We start from the raw sequence: 22025 nt of genomic DNA, 5'->3' as shown, positions 1-22025 counted from the left end.
TTATCGCTCCTTTTTTGATTGATTTAATCAGTCAATTTTAAAGCAAAAAATTTTACCTCAATCGAACCGGTGGGATACAGCAATAAAGCGACCCTTAACAACTTTCCTACAATGACTGACTTGATCAGTCAACATAAGGTTACATTATTTTCCAACAGCTGTCAACGGTCCTGATGTGTATTAAAGGCAAAAAAAGTGCGCCCCGCGCGGCTCACTTTAATTTTACTCACGTTTTTGTCTAAACACTGCATCTTTAGCCCTGTTTCTTCAAATTATCGCAATAAATAATCATCGCCTCCCGCAAAAATGCGGCGTAGCCCGGTTTGTTCTTATCGATGTTCTTCGTAAAGCGCGGGTCATCCACATACAAATCGGCGAGGCCGCGAAAGATTTCCGGCGTACAGTCGTAGTAATAATCGGTGATCTGCTGTCTTAGCTCGGCAACTCCTTCCTGCACCTGAGGATCCGCAGGACCCCGATCCATCGCCGCTATGATCTTGGCGTTAGTCTGTCCGCTCCGCTCGTGGATCCTGGCCCAATCCTCCTGCGTGTATTTACTGGTCCGGCTCTCAACTGCATCCATCACCGCATCGCCGTATTTCTCCCGCGATTCGGCCGTATATTTACTCTTATGCTCTTCTATATCCTTCATATCAAATCCATTGAACAATTCCTCTTGTGACATAATCATTCCTCCGTCGGCGTTTTGTAGGGTTAACTCAACGGTAGCGATGATGTCTTCGAGCCGCTTCTTCTTCTCAAGCAGCAGCTCCCTGTGGGCCGCCAAGGCACGTTTGCGGTCGAAATCCGGGCTTTCTATAATCCGCTTGATCTCATGCAGCGAGAAGCCGATCTCCCGGAAAAATAATACCTGCTGCAAACGTTCGAGGTTGCCGTCCGAGTATAGACGATGCCCCGACCCGGTGACCGCTTCGGGGACAACCAGGCCGATTTCGTCGTAGTGGTGCAGCGTGCGCACGCTGACACCCGCCCATTCGGACACTTCCTTCACCTTATAGGACACTTTTTATCGCCTCCGAACAAAAATCATACTTCATCACGTTACGTGAGGTTCAATGGGTAATTTCAAAAAAATTCACCCGCCCGTTCTAAAGTGAGCGACCGTTTTCTGAATAAAAGCTTTCGCGGCCTGCCCAAGAAAACGATCCTTGCGGTGAATGACCCCGATCTCCCGATAGGGCGCGCCTCCGGTAATTTGGATACACCGTAAGGTTGGCTCGTTCATCGATTTGATCAGGGCATAAGGCTGAACCGTCGCTCCGATGTTCGCCTTTACCAGATTGATAAGCGAAGTGACAGTACTGGTCTCGAGAATCGTCTTAACGGTGAAACCGTTTTTGCGGCAGCAGTCGTCCACCAGTTCCCTGCCGATAAAGCCTTTGGGAAACATTACGGTTTGAAGGTCCATTAGATCGTTTAAGGGTACTGAAGCACGCTCTGCCCATGCATGGCGTTCCGACACAACCAGCGTATATTCCTCCCGGCATAACGGTACCCACTCAAGCCGGTCGTCGGGAATCGGTGTTATACCAATGCCGATATCGACTTCATTTTCGAGCACCAGATTAGGGATTTCTACCGAAGATATAACGATCAATCGGATTTTTGGCAGTTCGGTATGGTAATCGATCAACAGATTGGATATCCGGTAATCCAAATCCGAGGGCAGCGCCCCGACGGTTAATGTGCCCCCCTCATTGTTGTGGAGATCGTTAATTGAATCCTTGGCATTTTGCAGATGGCGAAGAATCTGGACGCTTTGTTCCAGAAGCAGGGAGCCGGCCTCGGTTAACGCGATTCTTTTCCCAATGCGGTCGAACAGCGGCGTATTCAACTCGTTCTCCAATGCTTTAATTTGCAGACTCAACGTCGGCTGCGAGATGCCAAGCTTCTCGGCCGCCTTCGTAAAATGCAGCTCTTTGCAAACTGCTATGAAATATTCCAATTGGCGCAGTTCCACAGCTCAAGCTCCTATCATTGATTTTATTAATGATAATAATAGAAACAATTGAATTGATCAATGATGATTTATCCAATACACTTACAAACACAGAGCCGGATAACCGGCTGCGGTATCATATACCGATCGGAGGTAAAGAGTATCATGCGTAAACGTGAGATTGTGTTGATTCTCGCCCTTTTCATTGCTTCGCTTAATTTGCGTCCTGCGATTACCTCCGTATCCCCGCTGTTGGGGGCGATTCGGGACGGTCTGGGCATGAGCGGCGCTTCGGCCAGTCTGCTGACTTCCATTCCGGTGTTATGCATGGGGTTATTTGCCCCGGGCGCCGTTAAACTTAGCAATCGCTGGGGAATTGAGCGTACTATCGCCTGCGCAATGCTGCTCATTGGGGCGGCGACAATAGCCCGGTTGTTCGTTTCGTCCACTTTATTCCTGCTGTTTACGGCATTCTGTGCCGGAATTGGCATTTCAGTGGCAGGTCCGCTGCTCTCGGGCTTCATCAAACGGCATTTCCCGAATGCAGGCGCCATGGTCGGCGTTTATTCGATGGCTATGGTCGTTGGAGCTGCCTTAAGCTCAGGGCTGTCAGTCCCGCTTGAGGATATCATGAAGGGTTCGTGGCGCGGATCGCTTGCCTCGTGGACCGCTCTTGCCGTAATAGCCCTCCCTCTCTGGTGGCACCTGGCAAGGAGAGAAAACAGGGTGCAGGTATCAGCAATCACGTCGGCCAGGGGCAGACCCCCCGCACCGGTTCAAACGCGGATTCCCTGGAGAGATAAGCGCGCATGGCTTCTGACGCTGTTTTTCGGAGTAGTGGCGACTTTGTTTTATTCGATTACGGCCTGGCTTGCTCCGGCGGCGGAGAGTATGGGTTATGACCAAGCTTCAGCCGGCGGCGTGCTGACATTATTTTCGCTTACTCAAATTCCTATAAGCTTGCTGCTTCCGCTGTTGATCTCCCGTTGGCCTAAACGGTTGTTCTGGCTGCTGTTGTGCTCAGGCTTTGAACTGGCGGGAATTCTGCTTATCGTGCTGTCCGCGAATCCATGGATAGCTGCGGTGCCGCTGGGAATCGGCGCAGGCGGGTTGTTCCCCATAGTCCTTATGCTGCCAATCGACGAGACGCCGAACGCCGAGGCGGCGGGCGCTTGGTCGGCTTTAACGTTATTCGGAGGTTATATTATCGGCTCGTTTGGCCCTCTCTTGGTCGGCTGGATACATGATCTGTCAGGCAGCTTCACTGAGGCATTTGCCGGATTGGCCGTCCTGGTCGGCATTATGATGATCATCCAGCTTATGATCGGAAATAAAAAGGAAGCGTCTGGCGGAATTCAAGGGCAGCGGGAAACGGTTGTCTGAAGGGTAGCATAAGGATAGAAGAAAAGGCGCGCTGATCACGCCGTTAACTAGAAACAACCTCACACGGTTCTATGCGGCCTTGTTATGGTGAAGTGCGTTTCAACAAAGTTAGTCGGATAGAAGCGGACGCTTTCCATCACTATCATTGAAACAAATATGATGCACCCGAGTTATCGGATGCATCATATTTGTTTTTTGAAGATGCTTATCAGTCTTCAATGTAACCGGCTTCGCCTTTTTCCATATAGAAATCCATCTCCGACTCCAATATCGCTTCAACTGACGGTTCGCTTAATTTCACGTCTTTGCGGGCCATAATATAGTCCACGAGCTCGTCGATATCTACATTGATTTCTCCTTTGGCATCCTCTTTCACGTTGTCGATGAACGCACGCTCGTGTTTTAGTACCTGACGGATGCCGATTGGATCTTCGTTTGTTTTGCTCGCTATGTATGCCACAAGCTCCTGCTCGTTAACGGCGGGTGCTTCTTCGTGATTCGTCTTCTGTTCGCTCATTAATGCCAACTCCTAATTGTTATAGTGGTGATGTTATTGTATCACACTGCCTGGGGCATTACCCGCTGCCGGTACCAGATTTTGTTGATATACCTAAGTGGGTTTTTTCTGCTTCAGACACAATTTACAGTACGACGTGCTCTGTAAGCAGGTTTTTCCTGCCTATTTCCACATACCAGCCGATTATCGGACTTTGTTGATTAGACCTAAACAGATCGCCACATACGGCGGGTGACCGGACCGTTCGGCTGAATGAGTTTGAAATGGGCAGATTCAATACCAGGACCAATCATGCACCCGGAAATCAAGTTATTATTATGCTCCAAATGATGGCGATCAGCCGTTGGAACAAATTCCTTGCGCGGTTGTGACCGATTTTTTTATTGAAATGACCAAGAAAGCGCTTTACAGATTCATATCAATCACATATAATCATATGTGAGAAAAAACAATCATAAATACTCATATCACTGTACCTTGTCGGTCATATACGGTCAAACCCTATGGTAATGGAAGGAGGGGTAGGATGCTTTTTGAAGAAGAACGGAAGCAAAAGATAGCCGATTATGTGTTCGAGCACAAGCGGGCATCGGTTCAAGAGCTGACTGCATATTTTAATGTTTCGGAATCCACCATAAGACGAGACTTGAAAGGGCTGGAAGAGGCGAAGCTGCTTCGCCGGACTCACGGCGGCGCGGTTGCGAGCGGAGACGACAATGCCGAGCCGCCCTTCTCGGAGAAGGAAGACCGGTACCGGAGTCAGAAGGAAGCGATCGCGCGGGCTGCCGCATCGATAATTCGCGAAGGCGATATTGTGCTGCTCGATTCGGGTACGACAACCTACTACTTGGCCAAATGTCTGAAGATGTTCAACAAGCTTAGGGTTGTGACAAATTCGCTTAAGGTAGCTCAGGAGCTTGCAGGCCAGAAGGGAATCGAGCTTGTACTGTCCGGCGGGACGGTACGTGAAGAAACACTGGCTATGGTCGGACCGCTCGCACAGCATTCAATCGGTTCCGTCCGCGTGAACAAAGTATTTCTGGCCGCGAACGGTATTGACCCGCGCGCAGGCATAACGACGCCCAATATGATCGAGGCCGCCGTCAAGCGGCAAATGATCCAGTTCGCCGGGCAAGTCGTGCTGCTGGCCGACCATAGTAAATATGGCACGATCTCTTACGCCAAGGTCGCGGACTTATCCGAGATCGATCAATGTATCATGGATGACGGCATCTCACAGGCGGCCGTGAAAGAAATGGAGTCTGCGGGCATCGATGTAACTCTAACAAGTGCAGGAAGTGAAGAAGCATGAAAAACCGATTACCGGTCATTACCGTCACCATGAACCCGGCACTCGACAAGACAGTCACCGTCGAGCAGCTTGTGCACGGAGGGTTAAACCGCATCAAGGAACTGCGAACGGATGCCGGCGGCAAAGGAATCAATGTCGCCAAGGTGCTAAAGCATTTTTCGCTTGACGTTGCAGCGGCTGGATTATACGCCGGCTACCAGGGGCAAATCCTTCTTGCTAAGCTTAAATCGCTCGGTATACAGTCCCTTCTCCTCGAAGCCGAAGGTGAAACGCGGACGAACCTGAAGGTCATTGACGAACAGACGAAACAAACGACCGAACTCAACGAACCCGGATTTTCAGCGGATCGCGATATACTCGAGCAGTTCACCGCTCAATTCGAAGCGGAAGCCGCAAATGCTTCATTCGTTGTCCTTGGAGGCAGTCTGCCGCCGGGCGTGCCGCCGGACTTCTACAAATCTCTGATCGAAATTGCCAATGCTCGAGGCACGAAGACGATCCTGGACGCGGACGGAGAGGCCTTTTCTCATGGGATCGAAGCAGCCCCCTTCGCCGTGAAACCTAATATTCATGAGCTGGAGTCGCTATTCGGTCAAACATTCACAAGCGAGGAAGAGATAGTCTCCGCTGCAAGAACGCTCATCGACAAAGGCATTCAATATGTGGCGGTCTCGATGGGTGCCAAGGGGTCGATTATACTGGGCAAGAACGAAGCGGTACGGGCAATTCCTTTTCCCATCACGCCATTAAGCACGGTAGGGGCAGGCGATTCGATGGTTGCGGCAATGGTCTACTGCTTCCTTCATGGCAAAACGCTTGAAGATACTGCGCGCTGGACGTCAGCGGCCGGAACGGTAACCGCTTCGAAGCCCGGAACGCAGGTTTGTACGCTGGAAGAAGTACAAGCAAAGCTGAGTGCCGTTCAAATTTCTCACATTTGAGCATCATGCATCTACTAAAAGGAGGAGAATTAGCATGAAGAAGTTACTTGCTGTAACCGCCTGTCCAACCGGGGTCGCTCACACGTACATGGCAGCAGAATCACTCTTGAAGGCCGCGAGAGAAAAAGGTATCCCCATCAAGGTTGAAACCCGGGGCGCCGTAGGTGTTGAAAACGAATTCACCGAGCAGGAAATTGCCGAAGCCCATGCAATAATTGTCGCAGCCGACACGGATGTTGCTGAATCCCGTTTCGCCGGCAAGCCTGTCGTGAAAGTGCCTGTAGCGCAGGCGATCAAGAATCCTTCGGGACTTATTGAAGAGGCGCTGAACAAAGAAGCTGCATCCGGGGACGATTATATCCGGCAAGTAGAGCAATCCAAAGCACAGCGCAGTTCTGCGAGAACAGGAGCTTACAAGCACCTGATGAACGGCGTCTCCCACATGCTGCCTCTGGTAGTTGCCGGCGGCCTGCTGATCGCCATCTCGTTTATTTTCGGAATCCATGCCTTTGAACAAAAGGGTACATTTGCTGCGGCGCTGATGAGTATCGGCGGAGGGGCCGCTTTCGCTTTGATGGTCCCTATTCTTTCCGGGTTCATCGCATTCTCCATTGCTGAGAAGCCGGGTCTTGCACCGGGTCTTGTCGGGGGTATGCTCGCTTCCCAGTTGGGAGCCGGTTTCCTTGGCGGTATCATTGCCGGCTTCCTGGCGGGTTATGTAGCCCTGTGGCTGAAGAAAACAATCAAGCTTCCTAAGAACTTCGAAGGCTTAAAGCCGATCCTGCTCATCCCGCTCATTGCAACTGCTGTCACCGGTCTATTGATGGTTTATGTGATCGGCGAGCCGGTTAAAGCGATCATGGACGGTTTAACCCACTGGCTGGGAGCGATGCGTACGAGTAACGCAGTTCTGCTCGGCCTGCTGCTTGGCGCGATGATGGCGTTCGATATGGGCGGACCGGTGAACAAGGCTGCTTATACGTTTGCCGTCGGTCTCCTTGCCAGTGAGATTTACACTCCGATGGCAGCAGTTATGGCGGCAGGTATGACGCCTCCGCTTGGCTTATGGCTCGCAACTCTGCTAGCGCCGAAAAAGTTTACCAAAGAAGAAAGAAATGCAGGCAAAGCCGCTTCAGTACTCGGAATTTCCTTTATTACCGAAGGCGCCATTCCTTTTGCGGCAGGCGATCCGTTCCGGGTCATACCGTCGATCATGGTGGGCTCCGCCCTTACCGGCGCATTGTCCATGATGTTTGACGCGACGCTTCGGGCGCCGCACGGCGGTATCTTCGTCCTGCTAATACCGAATACGGTCGGCCATCTGGCGCTGTATGCAGTTGCGATTGTTGCGGGTACGCTCGTAACCGCGCTCATGCTGATGCTTCTGAAAAAAACGCTGCCAAATGCAGAGTGACTGCACTGAATTGGGGTAAGTATAAATGATGTTAGATTAGAGGAGGAATTTCGGAGAATGAACATTACGGCACTGCTTGACGAGAAATCGATATTTATTCCGCTTGAGGCATCCGACAAGTTAAGCTGCATCAAAGCTATGATCGAAGGTCTGGACGCAGCTGGATGCATTTCGGATAAAGCGGCTTATCTTGATACGGTACTGAAGCGTGAAGAAACAGGCTCAACGGGGATTGGCTTCTCAGTCGCGATCCCGCACGGCAAGTCCGGCGGTGTTAAGCGAGCCGGTCTGGGGTTTGCTAAGCTGGCAAGTCCGCTCGACTGGCAATCGCTTGACGGAAGCCCGGTTTCCGCTGTTATAATGATCGCTGTGCCGGAAGAAGCTGCGGGCAACGAGCATCTGCAAATATTGATCGCGATTTCCCGCAAGCTGATCGACGAAGATTTCCGGAACAAGCTGCTGGCTGTGCAGAATTCACAAGAGCTGTTCGGACTGCTGGAAACTATATAATCAATTCGTAGGATGAGGTTTGCGGTCGCATGCTTCATCCTATACTTACGAGAAAATTTAAGGAGGAAACAAAGATGTTCGCCAAGGAAGTTACAATCCGCAACGATTCGGGTTTTCATATCAGACCAGCCCAGCTGTTTACAGAGAAGGCGGGTGCGTTCACCTCGACTATCAAGATTAAACCTCAAGGCACGGCGACCGAGGTGGATGGAAAGAGTATACTGGGCCTCATGACCCTCGGCTTGCAAAAGGGTTCTGTCGTGACGATTTCCGCCGACGGTCCGGATGAGCAGCAGGCTGTTGCAGATTTGGCTGAGCTTGTGGAGAGCGGTTTTGGGGAAGCTTGATTGTCCGGCGCCCATAATAGGTCCGGACGATTGGAGGAGAATAAAATGCCGGAGAATAGACTGCAAGGAATAGGCGTATCGAAGGGCGTAAGGATCGGGCGCGCCTTCGTTTACAATCCTGTCCGGATTAGCGGGCAGGCTGAACAGAAAACAGGCGATGCCGCACAGGAATTAAACAGGCTTCAAGGCGCGAAGACAGGCTGTATGACCGAGCTCGAGGCACTGGTTGAACGTGCGCTCACCATGCTCGGCGAAGAGAAAGCGGGTATTCTGAAAGGACAGATCAGCTTCCTGAATGATCCGGCTTTCTATCCGCCGATGGAGAAGCTCATCCTGGAAGAACAATTGACTGCGGAGACGGCGATTCAGCGGGTCGTAACGCAGGTTGCCGGTATATTCGAAAGTATGGCTAACGACTATATGCGCGAGAGAGCGGCTGATGTCAGGGATGTCGGGAACCGGCTGCTCTCGCAGCTTGTCGAGAACAAGGGGAACCGGTTGTCGGACATACATGAGCCTGTAATTATCGTGGCCGATGACCTTACCCCTTCCGATACGGTGCAGCTCGATAAGCGGTTCGTGCTCGGGTTCGTCACTCGTGTGGGCGGCAAAACTTCACATACGGCGATTTTGGCCAATTCCTTGGGAATCGCAGCCGTTCTGGGTCTGGGAGCGGAGCTGGAAAACATCCGCCACGGCGACGAGCTGATCATCGACGGAACAGCCGGCGAATGTATCGTAAACCCGCAGTTTAAAACGGTTAATGCGTATCTCGACAAGCAAGCTGCGGAAGAGAAAGAACTGCAAGCGCTGCTCCTCTACTCGGATCGTCCCGCTGTGACGTTGGATGGATTCCGTGTGGAAATCGCGGCTAACATCGGCACGCCGGAGGAATCCGTCGGTCTGCCTGATAAAGGCGCGGAGGCCGTCGGCCTGTACCGGACGGAGTTCCTGTTTATGAGCAGCTCTGAAATGCCTGGCGAGGAGCTGCAATACGAGGCGTATAAAGCAGCTGCGGAAGCGATGCAGGGCAAGCCGGTCGTCATCCGCACGCTCGACATCGGCGGCGACAAGGAGCTTCCTTATTTGGACCTTCCGGAAGAAATGAACCCCTTCCTCGGTTACCGGGCCATTCGGCTTTGTCTGGATAGAACGGAGCTGCTCGTCACTCAGCTTCGGGCGATTCTGCGGGCAAGCGCCCACGGCAAAGTGAAGATCATGTTCCCGATGATTTCGGGCATGGACGAGTGGCGTCAGGCAAAAACGATATATGATTCAGTCAAGGGACAGCTGGCTGAAGAAGGCATTGCCTTTGACGACGCGGTTGAAGTGGGAATTATGATCGAAGTTCCTTCCGCCGCGCTGCTGGCCGAACGGTTCGCCAAGGAAGTCGACTTCTTCAGCATCGGAACGAACGATCTCGTCCAATATACCGTTGCGGTGGACCGCATGAACGAGAAGGTATCGTATCTGTACGATTACTTCCACCCTTCGGTGATCAGGTTGATCAAACAGGTCATCGACGCTTCCAACCAGCATGGCAAATGGACCGGTATGTGCGGCAGCATGGCGGGCGATCCGCTGGCGGCGCCTCTTCTTATCGGGCTCGGTCTGCATGAATGGAGCATGGCTCCATCCGCCATTCCGGTCATCAAACAGGCCGTTACAGGCCTTGAGCATAAAGCGTGCCAAGCGCTCGTGGAACAGATTCTTGATCTCGATACTGCAGCCGAAATTCGTGAAGCGCTGACCGCTTTCCGGAGCAAACATCCGGTGGATGCTTAACTAAGTAACACTGGCTCAAAGAGTAAATGCAAAAAGACAGCCTGGCCATGGCTGTCTTTTTGCATGTTAATTTACATATGCTTGCATCGGGAGCTCTTTATATCGGGAGCTCTTATTGAGTGGGGAGAAAAATATATAAAAAAGGCACCATGCGTTTTTTAATAAGACATACCTTGTCATATATGCCGCTCTATAATGGGTATATACCGAACAACGAAAGGAGCAGCAAATCATGAAGCCTTTAAAGGGTAAAGTGGCTTTGGTAGCTGGCGCAACACGCGGTGCCGGCCGGGGAATAGCAATCGAACTGGGAGCGGCCGGAGCGGCCGTTTATGTAACCGGACGGACGACGCGAACACAACGCTCCGAGTACAATCGTCCCGAAACGATTGAAGAAACGGCTGAGCTTGTAAGTCATGCAGGCGGCAGAGGCATAGCGGTTCAAGTGGACCATCTCGATCCCGGTCAGGTTGGGGCGCTGATTGCCCGCATTGAGAAGGAGCAGGGGCGGTTGGACATCCTCGTCAACGATATATGGGGAGGTGAGAATTTGGCTGAGTGGAATGTGCCGGTATGGGAGCACTCCCTTGAAGCAGGGTTTCGCATGCTTCGGCTTGCGATTGACACGCATATCATTACGAGTCACTTCGCGCTGCCCCTGTTAATCCGGAACAACAACGGGCTTGTCATTGAGATGACGGACGGCACGGCAGAATACAACGATAACAACTACCGTTTGTCGCTGTTCTACGATCTGGCCAAGACTTCCGTCATTCGAATGGCTAAATCATTAGCCCATGAACTTCTGCCGTACAAATGCTCCGCTGTAGCACTGACTCCGGGGTGGATGCGTTCAGAAATAATGCTTGACCACTATGGCGTTTCGGAAGAAAACTGGCGTGACGCCGCTGTGAAGGAACCTCATTTCATTATCTCGGAAACGCCGCGTTTTGTAGGGCGTGCTGCTGCCGCTCTCGCCGCAGATCCGGAGGTTAATCGATGGAACGGCCAATCTGTCTCAAGCGGCAAGCTCGCGCAGGAGTATGGTTTCTATGATCTTGACGGCTCACAGCCCGATTGCTGGCGGTATCTCGTCGAAGTTCAGGAAGCAGGTAAACCGGCGAATGCTTCCGGGTACCGCTAATATTTCATGGCCGAATTTAAGGATCGACTTCAGCCGGTTCTCCTTTATAATAAGAGGTAAATAGGCGGAACTTCAGGAGGATGGCAGAATGGTCGTGGATTCGCAAAACATTGTGATTGGAATTGACGGCGGCGGTACGCACACACGCGTAATGATCGCCGACCTGTCCGGAAAGATACTTAGCTATTTGGAAAAGAAGGCCGCCGCTTCACTTGAAAAGGATTTGTTTGCGCAAAAAAATGTGCATGAAGCGGTAGTTGAAGCCATAGCCGCCGCCGGCAGAGCGCTCCCGGATGTTAGGGGAATAGCCGCCGGCATTGCAGGCTATGATTCCGGGCGCGACCTGCAGTGGGTCGAATCTCTGACGGATATTTCGGGGCTATCATGCCCCAAGTGGCATATGAATGATACTGTGGCCGCTCATTACGGCGCTTTCATGTCCAAGCCGGGCATAGTCGTGATCTCCGGCACCGGATCAAACATCCTGGCCGTTACCGAACAAGGCCGATACATATGCAATTATGATCTGCATCACTATGCGGCAAGCGCCGCTAGATTTATCGTTTATGACGCGGTGTATGAAGCGTTGGCGGGAAATGTGCACGAAACGGACGGGGAGCTGATCCGGTCGATGCTCTTGCATTGGGGTGTGAGTTCGATGGAGGAGCTTCGCGAGGTCGCCTGCACAGGGTTCCTTGCCGACTCGCGGGAGCGCAATAAGAAATTCGGTCAATTGGCGCCGGCCATTACGGAAGCCGCGCGGCAGGATAGCAGACTCGCGAGAACCGTCTGCGACCGCGCTATTCATCAAATAACGGTAGGCGTAGAAATACTGGCCGCTTATTTCTCCGGACCGTCGGTTTCCGTTGCCTTTATCGGCAGCGTTGCCAATAGTCCTTATTTTCGGGAACAACTAATCGGACGATTACGTTCAGGAAACAACAAAGCTTATGCCGTCATCGATCCTTATCTACCGCCTGCCGCGGGTTCCGTCCTCTTCGCGCTGGAGAAAATGAATATCCCGGTAAGCGAAGCGGTTATCAATAACCTGCAAAAGTTCAGCTCAGCAATGATTTGAAGGCGATAATCGCCCCCTGATCACTTCTTCATGTCGGCAAAATATTCGGCGAGAAAGTCGCGAAACTTCTGCGCCGCCTTGGACAGGTAGTGCTTCTCATGCCAGGCCAGCTGGAAGGTGCGTTCGCATACGGGGTCGTCGATTCGCAATAAAACCATGCGTGAATCTTCGCTGTTGCACCCACCTACAAAGGCTACGCCAAGCCCGGCGCGGACAAGGTTCGCAATCGCCGCCGGCTCGTCAACCTCACAGACGATATTCGGCTTTATTCCCGCCTTCCGGTACAGCTCATTATTCATTTTGTGGAAGAAGCAGCCTTGTTTGTACCCGATAAAAGGGTCACCGGCCACTTCCTTTAAGGAGATACTGTGCCGCTGCGCAAGCCGGTGCGCCGGATGAACGGCGAGAAAAACTTCTTCGCTGAGCAGCGCCAGCTCGCGAACCCCGGGGCGCTCGATAGGCGCTGCCGTGAAACAGAAATCGGTCTCGCCGTTCTCAACCAAACGGGCCATATCATCCATCGAAGCCTGGGTGAGACGGAAATTTACTTCAGGATGCTTGGCAAGAAATGCCCCTAAAGCTTCCGTGAGGCGATTCAGAATCGAAGTCGCCAAATGGATGCTCCCCTGCTCCATACCCGCGAGGTCCGCAATCTCCCGTCTGCCCTCATCCAGCGCCGTTAACGCCGTTTCCGTCTTCTCGAGAAACGCTTTTCCGAAAGCGTTGAGCCGGATTTGCCTGCCCTGACGGTCAAATAAAGGTACGCCCAAATCGTCTTCCAGCCGCGCGATCGTCTTGCTGAGAGCCGGCTGAGCGATATGCAGCTCTTGCGCCGCTTTCGTCATATGCTCAAATTTGGCCACTGTTCGAAAATAGTGCAGCTGCAGCAGTTCCATGCCACCTCTCCACTCCCCTCTATTCATATACCCGAAGGAATATAATATATGATGTAAGATATATTTTTAATTATATACGATCAATTATAGAATAAAACCATGCAAGCCAGCAATACACTTCCCGGGAAGAAGAACTTACAAAGATCAGCGAACGCAGGAAAGCGGGATGAAAGTAAATGGATGACGAAGTTCAGAGGCGCACAGGAGAAAAAATTATTCGCATCCTCGCATTCACGCTCGTTATATCCGTCATGAGCGCAACGATGTTTAATATCGTATTGCCCGAGATTCAGGCGGAGTTTCACCTTACACTCGCGCAAGTAAGCTGGGTCTCATCGGCTTTTTTACTAATTTATGCGCTGGGGACCGTTATGTACGGGAAGCTGGCCGATATTTACAAGCTCAAAAATCTGCTCACGTTCGGACTAATCTTCTTCGCCGTTGGTTCCATGATCGGTCTGATCTCCCAAGCGTATTGGATGGTCCTCCTCGGGCGGGTCTTACAAGCGGTAGGGGCTGCGGTCATACCGGCAACCGCCGGTATCATACCTGTCCGCTATTTCCCCCCGGAGAGAAGGGGACGCGCTTTGGGGATAGCGATGACCGGTCTTGCAATCGGCAGTGCAATCGGCCCGGTCGTTGCCGCTCTGGTGGTCAGCGTCGTACATTGGCGATGGTTGTTCTGCATGCCCCTCTTTGCACTGCTCACTCTGCCTTATTACCGCAAATATTTGAACGATGATCACGGGAAGATGGTCAAGATCGATTGGATCGGCGGCGGACTTCTTGCAGGCACTGTGGCCCTGCTGCTTCTGGCGATCACCAATCAGGCGTGGACGCCGGCTATCGGCGGTGTACTTGTGTTCCTTCTGTTCGCTGCGAGAATTCGGTCGGCCAAGGAACCGTTTATTAAGCCCGACCTGTTCCGAAGTAAAGGTTATTCGCTTGGGCTGGTCATTGCCTTCCTCACCACTGGCATCGGTTATTCGCTTATTTTCCTGAGTCCGCAGCTGCTGACCCATGCCAATCAGCTGTCTCCAGGCCTGATCGGCTTCGCGATGTTTCCGGCGGCCTGCATGACCGCGGTCCTCGGGCGTCAAGGCGGCAAGCTGGCTGATGTGAAGGGCAATTCATTTCTATTCTTCACTGCATCCGCACTGTTATTGATTTGTTTTGTACTATTATCTTCTTTCGCCGGGATTTCGCCGGTTATTATTGCCTTGATCCTGATCTTCGGCAATGTAGGGCAATCGTTCATGTATATCGCTTTATCCAATGCGGTTTCCCGGACGCTGCCGAAGGAACAGACCGGGGTTGGCATGGGACTTCTTTCGATGCTTAACTTTGTGGCGGGCGCCGTTTCGGCAGGCGTGTACAGCAAAACAGTCGACCAAGGTGCCGCCTTTCATTGGAATCCGTTGAACTCGCATTCAAACGCACTCGTCTACAGCAACATTTATTTGATACTAGCGGTTCTGCATGTAGGTATTCTATTGCTCTATTATTTGCAATTCGGCAGAGCGGCGCGGACAACCGGCCGGAAAGATGAACTGACCGAGTCCGGTAAAACAATTTGACAATCGAAAGGATGATTATGTTTATGGACATTCTCAATAATATTCCAGCAGGCAGTGAAGCAAGCAAGACGAGGCGCATGAGGGCGGCGGGATTCTCCTCCTTCGGTCCTCCTGAAGTATTGCAGCTAATCGAGACCGATGTTCCTCAGGCAGGCACAGGGGAGGTGCGGATTCGCGTCAAGGCTGCGGGAGTCCAGCCTTACGATTGCGCGGTCCGTGGGGGCTGGACTCCGCCGGGCGCTACAGTTCGTTTTCCCCAGATTCCAGGCAACGAGTTCGCAGGTATAGTCGATCAAATCGGGGAGGGCGTAGTCGGCTTCTCTCTCGGCGATGAGATTCTCGGCTTCGGACAGCTTAACTGCTACGCCGAATACCTGACGATCCCCGCCAGCCAGGTAACGCTCAAGCCCCAGGGTATGTCCTGGGAGGCGGCCGGCGGATTCACGGCCGGAGCACAGACCGCCCATATCGCCCTGCAGGAGCTGCGTATCGGCAAAGGCGACACCGTGCTTATCCACGCGGCCGCCGGCTCGGTCGGCACCATCGCAGTTCAGCTCGCCAAGCTCTGGGGAGCGTCCAAAGTCATCGGCTCCGCCAGCGAGCGCAACCACGACTACCTTCGCTCACTCGGCGCGATTCCAGTCTCCTATGGTGATGGTCTGCTGGATCGTATTCGCGCTCTTGCCCCGGACGGCGTCGACGCAGTCCTCGACGGCGCAGGCGGCGAGGCTCTGAAAGTCTCTTTGGAGCTAGTTTCCAACAGGGAGCGCATCCTCACCCTTGTCGAACACGCGAAGGCTCCTGAACTCGGCATCCGTGTAACCCCCCATCTGCGCTCCGCTGCAAGGCTCGCCGAGCTCGCCGACATGTACGTCCAGGGCAAGCTGCGCACCCATATCCGCAGAGCCTACCCGCTCGCCCAAGCGGCGGACGCCCATCGTGAGGTCGAGACCGGACACGGTCAAGGCAAAGTCGTCCTCACCATCGACTAATGCCGCCAGCACTCGGTTGACGATGAGGTATCCCGGCGGTTGACGCCGGCGGGACTGCCATTTCACAAGGGACCGCAGGGCGGGTCCCTTTTACTTTGCCGGCGCGGCACTATTTCATTGCTTTTCTCAATTCCTCAGCTATCACTCGAATTCCCGGCTCGATATTATCCTCGTCGACATTGGAGGCATTCAGCTTGAGGAATTTCTTCTGCGGGTGTCCGGCTAAATAATTTTTGCCGGCGGGATCCACCAGCACCGACCGCTGCCGCAGCTGACTGGCGAGGCTTGAAACCGATATCTTGGGGTCCAACACGATATGCGTGTGAATGTAGGGGTTTTTCAACCGGTCAAATGCCGGAATACCCCCGTCCTGCTCGATGTGCTGCTGCAATGCATCGGCCAAGAGCTTTGATTTGCGGGCATAGGATGTGCGGATTTTCTGCTTGTGCCTCTCGAACATGCCGCTTTTAATATAGATTTCCAGAGCAGCTTGAGACAGCATCGAGCTGTCGATATCGGCAACCCGTTTGTAGCGGTTGAACACTTCCGTCAATGTATCCGGGAGGACAGCGATTCCGACGCGCAAGCCGGGAAAAATGATTTTGGAATAGCTTTTAAGGTAAATGACATGAGACGAGTCATCATAGGCATATAACGGATCAGCCCTGCTGTCTTCCTCGAAATCCGCCAAGTAATCGTCCTCGACAATATAAACGTCGTATTTTGCCGCTAATACGGCAATCTTACGCTTCTCCTTGGCGCTGTAAGAGGTTCCAAGCGGGTTATGGAATCTCGGCATCGTATAAAAGAATTTAATGTCCTCCGTGCGGAATATATGCTCCAATTTCTGCAGATTGATACCCGCCGCCGTTCTTTCGACGCCAATCACGTCATGATTATACGTCTGAAGATGCTCGATGAATAAATGGTAACAGGGCTGCTCAATAACGATTTTCTTTTTCCCGTTCGGGAAAGGAATGGTTGCGAGCAGCGATAACGCCTGCTGCACACCGGATGTAATGAAGATATTTCGCTGACTCGCGAACACCTGATAATCGGTCAGCTGCTTGCGGACAACCTCAATAAGTGAAGCAAGGCCTTGAGGCGTTCCGTATATAAATAAATCGTTCCTGTAGGCGTCAATCGCCTTGTTGATGCAATGCCTGAAATCCAAATAAGGAAAAATATCGGGATCGGGGGCAGCACTGGCAAAGTCGATAATACGAGCCGCTCTCTGGTTCTTGTCGCGGCTTCTTTGAACTACATAATAACCGCTCTTGGGCATGGAATAAATCATATCCCTGTGTTCCAGCTCGCCCATGGCCCGGATAACCGTGCTTATGCTGCAGCCGTATTGCTGCGCGAGAGTGCGAATCGAAGGCAGCTTATCCCCTTCCTTGTACGGATGGCTTTGGATCAGATCTTCCAGATCACTCAGAAGCCGCAAATATTTATGCATATTGTCACTCCCTGAAGACTTCTGTACCGGTACAGATCGTTTTTTCCTTATTGTACCATATGGCTATTCGGTTTACGATGGTTCTATGGCTGATTGAGCGACTTGATTTTGCAGAGGTGACTAGTATGTATATGTTGACGAATGAGGAAATTAAAGCTTATTTAAACCGGATAGGTATTGAAGATATTGAACCCCCTACGAAGGAATATTTCTTTGAGCTGCATAAAGCGCATGTGAAAAGCGTTCCGTGGCAGACGATTGATATCTTCGCGGGAAAGCCTGACGGCATAGATTTGAAAGACTCCGTACAACTTATATTAAATCACAGAAGCGGTTATTGCTTTCACCACAACGGGGCTTTTAGCGCGCTTCTTCGAACACTAGGCTACAAGGTTCAATTCCACCGGGCCGGAGTCCAGCCGCCGGGTACCGAGCCCCGGATTAATTCGTTTCACCTTGGTCTGACCGTGAACGTGGTGAATGACCTGCTGGAGGAGGAAGTATGGATTGCCGATGTCGGGTTGGGAGATATGCCCTTCGAGCCGCTTCCGCTTCAAGCAGGAAGTTATAACCAGGGCCCGTTCACTTATAAAGTTGCAGATTCCGGTGTCGCTGCAAACGGTTGGCGCTTGGAGCATGATCCCCAGGCTTCCTTCATCGGAGTTGACTTTGACCCTTACGTTCTTGACGATATTGAGGAGTTTAAGCCAAAGCACGAGCATTACAGCCGGTCCCCGGAATCGCCATGGTTCAATATGTTTCTTATCAGGCACAGGCATGCTGCGGGAAGCAATGAGCTTCGGGGCTGTGTCTGGAGCAAACGCGATATTCACGGGATTCAGAAGATCGAGATTAACAATAAAACACAATGGCTCGAAGTGCTTGGAGATATATTCAGGGAGAATTTGGTGAGCTACAGCAGCCAGGAACGGGATGAACTGTGGAAGCGGGTACGAATAGCACATGAAGAATGGAAGAGATCACAGGCTGTGTAGATCCGATACCGCATAGAACGATATTCCGTCAATTCCGTACACGTCTCAATGCAGCTCTGCGCATAATTCCCTCCCGACTTACAAATAATTGATCGGAGTACATTTTTTGCATCTGACAAGGAGGTTCTCTGATGAGCAATAAGATCGAAGCCATTCGGGCGGATCATCAAAATTTTCTGGATGAAACGGAAGACGAGGTTAAGGAAGTCGCCCAAAGCACTCAGGGCGGCGAAGCTGTAGAAGCGATTACGGCCCACATCAATAAATATGACGCAGTGGAAGAAGACGAAAAGGGGTAACGGGTCCCGTACGCTTATGTAGAAGGAGCTGAACTACTTCAGATGACAGAAACACTCCAAACCGTCCTTGACCGGATTCACAAGGTTTCACAGAAGCTGAGCGGCATCCCTGCCGGCGAACGCGGGAGAGAGCAGGTCCTTCAATCTTTCCGGCAGGAACTCAGCGATATGGGCCGCCGCATTCAGAGCGTTCAACAGCAGCAAGCAGGCACTCCGGAAGCGGATAAAACCCGGAAAATGTTAGCCGGATGCCGGGCCGACCTGTTTCGGATTATAAAAGAAATCGATGTCCTGATGACCGACTTTGCCGAAGCTTACCGTCAATCCATCGGCGATCGGAAGAATCAATTCGAACAGCTGTCCGAGATAATGCAGCAGAGCTCGGACCCGCAAGCGTACCAGCATAAGCATGTATTCGGACAGCTCACCCATTGCAAGGATCAAATCCGTCTGCTGACAAGCAGTATAATGGATGTGGAGGGCGGGCTGGAGCATCGGCAGTTATTGCAAAAAGGGTTTAATTCAGGCGCCGGTCCGGATGTCGCCGATTTGGGCGAACCCTCCGACCGCCCGTCGCTCAGCCCTTGAACCATACAGGCGCGGATTTCGACTAAAGGGGGAGATTTAAAGGTGGCGGAAAGAAGCATCCTTGCTTATTTCAACAGTCCTGATCAAGCGGAAGACGCTCTAAGCAAATTAAAATCGCTTCGTATCATCGAGAGCTCGATCGACCGGATCGACGGGTATCCCGGAGATGGAATCGATCATATCGACAATCCCATTACCAGTGATTTTCCAGGACTCGGCTATCTAACGCTCGGCGGAGATTTCTCCGACCGCGACGCATCTATCCTGGCCGCGGCCAGTGTCAGCGCAAGCGGAATGAGCTCGGGGGGCACGGAAAATCGGGTGACCGGACGCGACATTTTGTTGACCGTGGTCCTGCAGGAAGAGGATTACGAACAGGCAATGCAAGCGGTACGCGATGCGGGAGCCTTGCTCTAGAGGGATTCGAGCAGCACAAGAAGAAACGTTCACGCCGGCTTTAAGGGCGAAGCAAGTTTCTTCCCTTAGAAATATCAGAAAAGTACAGGTGTGAAACTTACTTTCTGATATTTTGAATAAGGCAGCGGGAGACGCCTTGTCCGGCGGTGATCTCCTGCTGCCTTATTTCCTTGCGGGCACATTATGAGACGGTGTGTTTTTGCTTCCACTGCTTCGAGAAGAACAGGGAATATACGATAATGATGAGCACACCAATATTAATTGCCAAATCCGCCAGGTTCATACTCCCCCGGCCCGAACCAAACGCGATGAAATCCGTCACCTTTCCATAGACCAGTCTTTCTATCCCGTTCCCTGCCGCCCCGGCAGCGAGCATACCCAAGCCGAAATCAAGGACGCGGGGGCGGCTCTTCAACATAACCTCACGGTAATATATGATTCCGATAACGATAATGGCTGCCAGGATGCCGAACCATCTGCCATATCCCTGGAAAGTGCTGCCGGCTGCTCCGCTGTTCTGTAAATAAATAAACTGAAGAACCCCTTGCTTAACCGTATGCGTTTCCCCGACGTTCATCAATAAGCGTACGAACAGCTTTGATATTTGATCCGCTGCAAACACAATTAATGCTACCCAATAGAACATAAGCAACACCATCCTCCATCAATCTGCAAGACAACCATAAGCTAAATCCATTTCTTCTGGAAAGCGGCAATGTCCGCGTACTCCTCTTTCAAAAGCCGGGCAAGACGCACATAGATCGGCATAAGCTCATGGTAGATCCGCACATTCTCTTGAACCGGTTTATGATGATGCGCGGGGCCGACCATCTTGGAAACGACCTGCAGGGAATCCACTTCGCCAAGACTGTACAGTCCCAGAATGGCTGCCCCAAGGCAGGAGCTTTCAATGCTCTCCGGCACATACACATCATGAGCGAAGATGTCCGCCATCATCTGCCGCCACAGCTCCGACCGAGCGAACCCTCCTGTTGCCTGTATTTTGACCGGCACCCCGATCAATTCCTCCAAAGCAAGATAAACCGAATAAAGGTTATATATAACGCCTTCCAATGCGGCACGGATCAGATGTTCTTTCTTGTGGTGGAGTCCCAAACCAAAAAAGGAGCCGCGCGCGTTCGAGTCCCATAATGGAGCCCTTTCTCCGGACAGAAACGGGTGGAACAGCAAGCCATCCGACCCCGGTTTGACCTTGGCCGCTATCTCCGTCAGGATTTCATACGGATCCTTGCCTAGACGTGAAGCCGTCTCGATCTCCGAAGAGCCGAGCTGATCGCGAACCCATCTAAAGACCATGCCCCCATTGTTGACCGGCCCGCCGATCACCCAGTGGTTCTCGGTCAGCGCATAGCAGAAAATTCTTCCCTTCGGATCCGTGACCGGCCTGTCCGTGACCGTCCGAATCGCTCCGCTCGTGCCGATCGTCACAGCAACAACCCCGGGATCAATCGCATCCACGCCTAAATTGGATAAAACGCCATCGCTTGCTCCCACGACAAACGGGGTTGAAGAAGGCAGGTTCATCGCTTTGGCAAACGACTCATCCATTCCCTGCAGACTGTATGTGGTCGAAACGGGTTTCGACAGCTGCTCTGCAGTTACTCCGGCCACCTGAAGCGCTTCCTCGTCCCACGTTAAAGACGATAAATTAAACATCCCCGTCGCCGAGGCGATCGAGTAGTCAATCACATAAGAATTAAACAGCCGGACGAAGACATATTCCTTGATGGAGATAAACTTATAGGTTTTGGCAAAAACGTCCTTATGCTCGTGCCGGAGCCAGGTTAGCTTGGCCAGCGGTGACATAGGATGAACCGGCGTCCCTGTACGAAGGTAAATATCGTGGCCGTTCATCTCGCGTTTTATTTTATCCGCCCACCGGGAGCTTCTGTTATCCGCCCAAGTGATGCATTTGGTAATCGGCTTGCCCTCCGTATCAACAGCAATGACGCTGTGCATGGCCGAACTGAAGGATACGCACAGGATATCGCCCGGCGCGGCATTGCTCGTCTGGACAACATTCTTAATCGTTTCAACAACGGCCCGGAATATCTCGTCCGGATCCTGCTCGGCCGTCTCCGGCGTGGGAGAAAATAAAGGATATTCAATTCCATATTTGGCTATGATGCGGCCGCCCTCGGTAAACAGCACGGATTTCGTGCTTGTTGTGCCGATGTCTACTCCGATTACATATTTCACGCCCACTGCTAGTCCTCCTTATGTACAAACAGGATACTCCTCTAATGAAAGATACCTCAACATAAGGGACAAAGCAATATTGGCGCCTGCTTCCTGCTAACTTTGTCGAGCCGCAAACGCCGCTGCGCACAGACTGCAAATAAACGGCGTATTTCACGGCCATCGTCCGCTTCGCAAGAAACGAACCGCGA

At 52.0% G+C, this 22025-nt stretch carries 22 protein-coding genes; 15 read left to right on the top strand and 7 right to left on the bottom strand.

Annotated features, from left to right (window positions below):
* Positions 1 to 253: 253 nt before the first annotated feature.
* Positions 254 to 1024: a MerR family transcriptional regulator gene (locus tag KZ483_RS02040; RefSeq protein ID WP_220351134.1), complete on the bottom strand. Its 771-nt coding sequence runs from the start codon at positions 1022 to 1024 to the stop codon at positions 254 to 256.
* A 72-nt stretch (positions 1025 to 1096) separates the two neighbouring features.
* Complete coding sequence (locus tag KZ483_RS02035; protein ID WP_220351133.1) at positions 1097 to 1981, bottom strand: LysR family transcriptional regulator; 885 nt, start codon at positions 1979 to 1981, stop codon at positions 1097 to 1099.
* 144 nt (positions 1982 to 2125) lie between these two features.
* Between KZ483_RS02035 and KZ483_RS02030 the strand changes: the two genes are divergently transcribed.
* Positions 2126 to 3343 carry an MFS transporter gene (locus KZ483_RS02030; RefSeq protein ID WP_220351132.1) on the top strand — a complete coding sequence of 406 codons (1218 nt, stop codon included), beginning with the start codon at positions 2126 to 2128 and terminating at the stop codon, positions 3341 to 3343.
* Between the two features lie 208 nt (positions 3344 to 3551).
* On the opposite strand, the gene KZ483_RS02025 is transcribed toward KZ483_RS02030, so the two are convergent.
* Entirely contained in the window at positions 3552 to 3860 is a 309-nt protein-coding gene (locus tag KZ483_RS02025; RefSeq protein ID WP_220351131.1) for a hypothetical protein, read from the bottom strand.
* Between the two features lie 526 nt (positions 3861 to 4386).
* Between KZ483_RS02025 and KZ483_RS02020 the strand changes: the two genes are divergently transcribed.
* The 8 genes from KZ483_RS02020 to KZ483_RS01985 all read left to right on the top strand — a co-directional run bounded on the left by KZ483_RS02020 (position 4387) and on the right by KZ483_RS01985 (position 12391).
* Positions 4387 to 5172, top strand: a complete 786-nt coding sequence (locus tag KZ483_RS02020; RefSeq protein WP_220351130.1) for a DeoR/GlpR family DNA-binding transcription regulator — start codon at positions 4387 to 4389, stop codon at positions 5170 to 5172.
* The gene (gene pfkB, locus KZ483_RS02015; protein WP_220351129.1) at positions 5169 to 6113 is read left to right on the top strand and encodes a 1-phosphofructokinase; all 945 of its coding nucleotides are present in this window, start codon (positions 5169 to 5171) and stop codon (positions 6111 to 6113) included. The genes KZ483_RS02020 and pfkB overlap by 4 nt, the downstream gene beginning before the upstream one ends.
* A 34-nt stretch (positions 6114 to 6147) precedes the next feature.
* Positions 6148 to 7527 carry a PTS fructose transporter subunit IIC gene (locus tag KZ483_RS02010; protein WP_220351128.1) on the top strand — a complete coding sequence of 460 codons (1380 nt, stop codon included), beginning with the start codon at positions 6148 to 6150 and terminating at the stop codon, positions 7525 to 7527.
* A 57-nt stretch (positions 7528 to 7584) separates the two neighbouring features.
* Positions 7585 to 8037 carry a PTS sugar transporter subunit IIA gene (locus tag KZ483_RS02005; protein WP_220351127.1) on the top strand — a complete coding sequence of 151 codons (453 nt, stop codon included), beginning with the start codon at positions 7585 to 7587 and terminating at the stop codon, positions 8035 to 8037.
* Positions 8038 to 8111: 74 nt separating this feature from the next.
* On the top strand, positions 8112 to 8384 hold the full coding sequence (locus tag KZ483_RS02000; protein WP_220351126.1) for an HPr family phosphocarrier protein: 273 nt from the start codon (positions 8112 to 8114) through the stop codon (positions 8382 to 8384).
* 45 nt (positions 8385 to 8429) lie between these two features.
* Entirely contained in the window at positions 8430 to 10169 is a 1740-nt protein-coding gene (gene ptsP / locus KZ483_RS01995) for a phosphoenolpyruvate--protein phosphotransferase (protein WP_220351125.1), read from the top strand.
* A gap of 232 nt (positions 10170 to 10401) precedes the next feature.
* Entirely contained in the window at positions 10402 to 11313 is a 912-nt protein-coding gene (locus tag KZ483_RS01990) for an SDR family oxidoreductase (RefSeq protein WP_220351124.1), read from the top strand.
* 88 nt (positions 11314 to 11401) lie between these two features.
* Positions 11402 to 12391, top strand: coding sequence for an N-acetylglucosamine kinase (locus tag KZ483_RS01985; RefSeq protein WP_220351123.1), 990 nt, complete (start codon positions 11402 to 11404; stop codon positions 12389 to 12391).
* 20 nt (positions 12392 to 12411) lie between these two features.
* On the opposite strand, the gene KZ483_RS01980 is transcribed toward KZ483_RS01985, so the two are convergent.
* Positions 12412 to 13287, bottom strand: a complete 876-nt coding sequence (locus KZ483_RS01980) for a LysR family transcriptional regulator (protein ID WP_220351122.1) — start codon at positions 13285 to 13287, stop codon at positions 12412 to 12414.
* Between the two features lie 176 nt (positions 13288 to 13463).
* Here KZ483_RS01980 and KZ483_RS01975 point away from each other — a divergent pair, with 176 nt between their 5' ends.
* Together KZ483_RS01975 and KZ483_RS01970 are read left to right on the top strand one after the other, a co-directional pair.
* The gene (locus KZ483_RS01975; RefSeq protein WP_220351121.1) at positions 13464 to 14864 is read left to right on the top strand and encodes an MFS transporter; all 1401 of its coding nucleotides are present in this window, start codon (positions 13464 to 13466) and stop codon (positions 14862 to 14864) included.
* A gap of 77 nt (positions 14865 to 14941) precedes the next feature.
* Complete coding sequence (locus KZ483_RS01970; protein WP_220353206.1) at positions 14942 to 15856, top strand: NADP-dependent oxidoreductase; 915 nt, start codon at positions 14942 to 14944, stop codon at positions 15854 to 15856.
* A gap of 109 nt (positions 15857 to 15965) precedes the next feature.
* Here the strand turns inward: KZ483_RS01970 and KZ483_RS01965 are convergent, their stop codons facing one another.
* On the bottom strand, positions 15966 to 17315 hold the full coding sequence (locus tag KZ483_RS01965) for an aminotransferase-like domain-containing protein (RefSeq protein ID WP_220351120.1): 1350 nt from the start codon (positions 17313 to 17315) through the stop codon (positions 15966 to 15968).
* Between the two features lie 125 nt (positions 17316 to 17440).
* Between KZ483_RS01965 and KZ483_RS01960 the strand changes: the two genes are divergently transcribed.
* The 4 genes from KZ483_RS01960 (at position 17441) to KZ483_RS01945 (ending at position 19614) form a co-directional block, all read left to right on the top strand.
* Positions 17441 to 18310, top strand: coding sequence for an arylamine N-acetyltransferase family protein (locus KZ483_RS01960; protein WP_220353205.1), 870 nt, complete (start codon positions 17441 to 17443; stop codon positions 18308 to 18310).
* A gap of 131 nt (positions 18311 to 18441) precedes the next feature.
* Positions 18442 to 18609, top strand: coding sequence for a hypothetical protein (locus KZ483_RS01955; RefSeq protein WP_220351119.1), 168 nt, complete (start codon positions 18442 to 18444; stop codon positions 18607 to 18609).
* A 42-nt stretch (positions 18610 to 18651) separates the two neighbouring features.
* The gene (locus KZ483_RS01950) at positions 18652 to 19197 is read left to right on the top strand and encodes a hypothetical protein (RefSeq protein ID WP_220351118.1); all 546 of its coding nucleotides are present in this window, start codon (positions 18652 to 18654) and stop codon (positions 19195 to 19197) included.
* 42 nt (positions 19198 to 19239) lie between these two features.
* On the top strand, positions 19240 to 19614 hold the full coding sequence (locus KZ483_RS01945; protein ID WP_220351117.1) for a hypothetical protein: 375 nt from the start codon (positions 19240 to 19242) through the stop codon (positions 19612 to 19614).
* 181 nt (positions 19615 to 19795) lie between these two features.
* Here the strand turns inward: KZ483_RS01945 and lspA are convergent, their stop codons facing one another.
* Both lspA and gntK read right to left on the bottom strand, forming a co-directional pair.
* Positions 19796 to 20260: a signal peptidase II gene (gene lspA, locus KZ483_RS01940; RefSeq protein ID WP_258881506.1), complete on the bottom strand. Its 465-nt coding sequence runs from the start codon at positions 20258 to 20260 to the stop codon at positions 19796 to 19798.
* Positions 20261 to 20301: 41 nt separating this feature from the next.
* Complete coding sequence (gntK, locus tag KZ483_RS01935) at positions 20302 to 21840, bottom strand: gluconokinase (RefSeq protein WP_220351115.1); 1539 nt, start codon at positions 21838 to 21840, stop codon at positions 20302 to 20304.
* Positions 21841 to 22025: the final 185 nt, after the last annotated feature.

This window comes from Paenibacillus sp. sptzw28, from assembly GCF_019550795.1.
GTDB lineage: Bacteria > Bacillota > Bacilli > Paenibacillales > Paenibacillaceae > Paenibacillus_Z.
Note: the sequence above shows the minus strand (reverse complement) of the source record. Positions and strands in the feature narration are given on the sequence as shown.

Coding starts and splice junctions, on each gene's coding strand:
- KZ483_RS02000 (WP_220351126.1), top strand. CDS start 8,112: ATGTTCGCCAAGGAAGTTACAATCCGCAACGATTCGGGTTTTCATATC.
- KZ483_RS02025 (WP_220351131.1), bottom strand. CDS start 3,860: ATGAGCGAACAGAAGACGAATCACGAAGAAGCACCCGCCGTTAACGAG.
- KZ483_RS01980 (WP_220351122.1), bottom strand. CDS start 13,287: ATGGAACTGCTGCAGCTGCACTATTTTCGAACAGTGGCCAAATTTGAG.
- KZ483_RS01955 (WP_220351119.1), top strand. CDS start 18,442: ATGAGCAATAAGATCGAAGCCATTCGGGCGGATCATCAAAATTTTCTG.
- KZ483_RS02020 (WP_220351130.1), top strand. CDS start 4,387: ATGCTTTTTGAAGAAGAACGGAAGCAAAAGATAGCCGATTATGTGTTC.
- KZ483_RS02030 (WP_220351132.1), top strand. CDS start 2,126: ATGCGTAAACGTGAGATTGTGTTGATTCTCGCCCTTTTCATTGCTTCG.
- KZ483_RS01970 (WP_220353206.1), top strand. CDS start 14,942: ATGAGGGCGGCGGGATTCTCCTCCTTCGGTCCTCCTGAAGTATTGCAG.
- KZ483_RS02005 (WP_220351127.1), top strand. CDS start 7,585: ATGAACATTACGGCACTGCTTGACGAGAAATCGATATTTATTCCGCTT.
- KZ483_RS01975 (WP_220351121.1), top strand. CDS start 13,464: ATGGATGACGAAGTTCAGAGGCGCACAGGAGAAAAAATTATTCGCATC.
- KZ483_RS01960 (WP_220353205.1), top strand. CDS start 17,441: ATGTATATGTTGACGAATGAGGAAATTAAAGCTTATTTAAACCGGATA.
- KZ483_RS01950 (WP_220351118.1), top strand. CDS start 18,652: ATGACAGAAACACTCCAAACCGTCCTTGACCGGATTCACAAGGTTTCA.
- KZ483_RS01985 (WP_220351123.1), top strand. CDS start 11,402: ATGGTCGTGGATTCGCAAAACATTGTGATTGGAATTGACGGCGGCGGT.
- KZ483_RS01990 (WP_220351124.1), top strand. CDS start 10,402: ATGAAGCCTTTAAAGGGTAAAGTGGCTTTGGTAGCTGGCGCAACACGC.
- pfkB (WP_220351129.1), top strand. CDS start 5,169: ATGAAAAACCGATTACCGGTCATTACCGTCACCATGAACCCGGCACTC.
- ptsP (WP_220351125.1), top strand. CDS start 8,430: ATGCCGGAGAATAGACTGCAAGGAATAGGCGTATCGAAGGGCGTAAGG.
- KZ483_RS01965 (WP_220351120.1), bottom strand. CDS start 17,315: ATGCATAAATATTTGCGGCTTCTGAGTGATCTGGAAGATCTGATCCAA.
- lspA (WP_258881506.1), bottom strand. CDS start 20,260: ATGTTCTATTGGGTAGCATTAATTGTGTTTGCAGCGGATCAAATATCA.
- KZ483_RS02010 (WP_220351128.1), top strand. CDS start 6,148: ATGAAGAAGTTACTTGCTGTAACCGCCTGTCCAACCGGGGTCGCTCAC.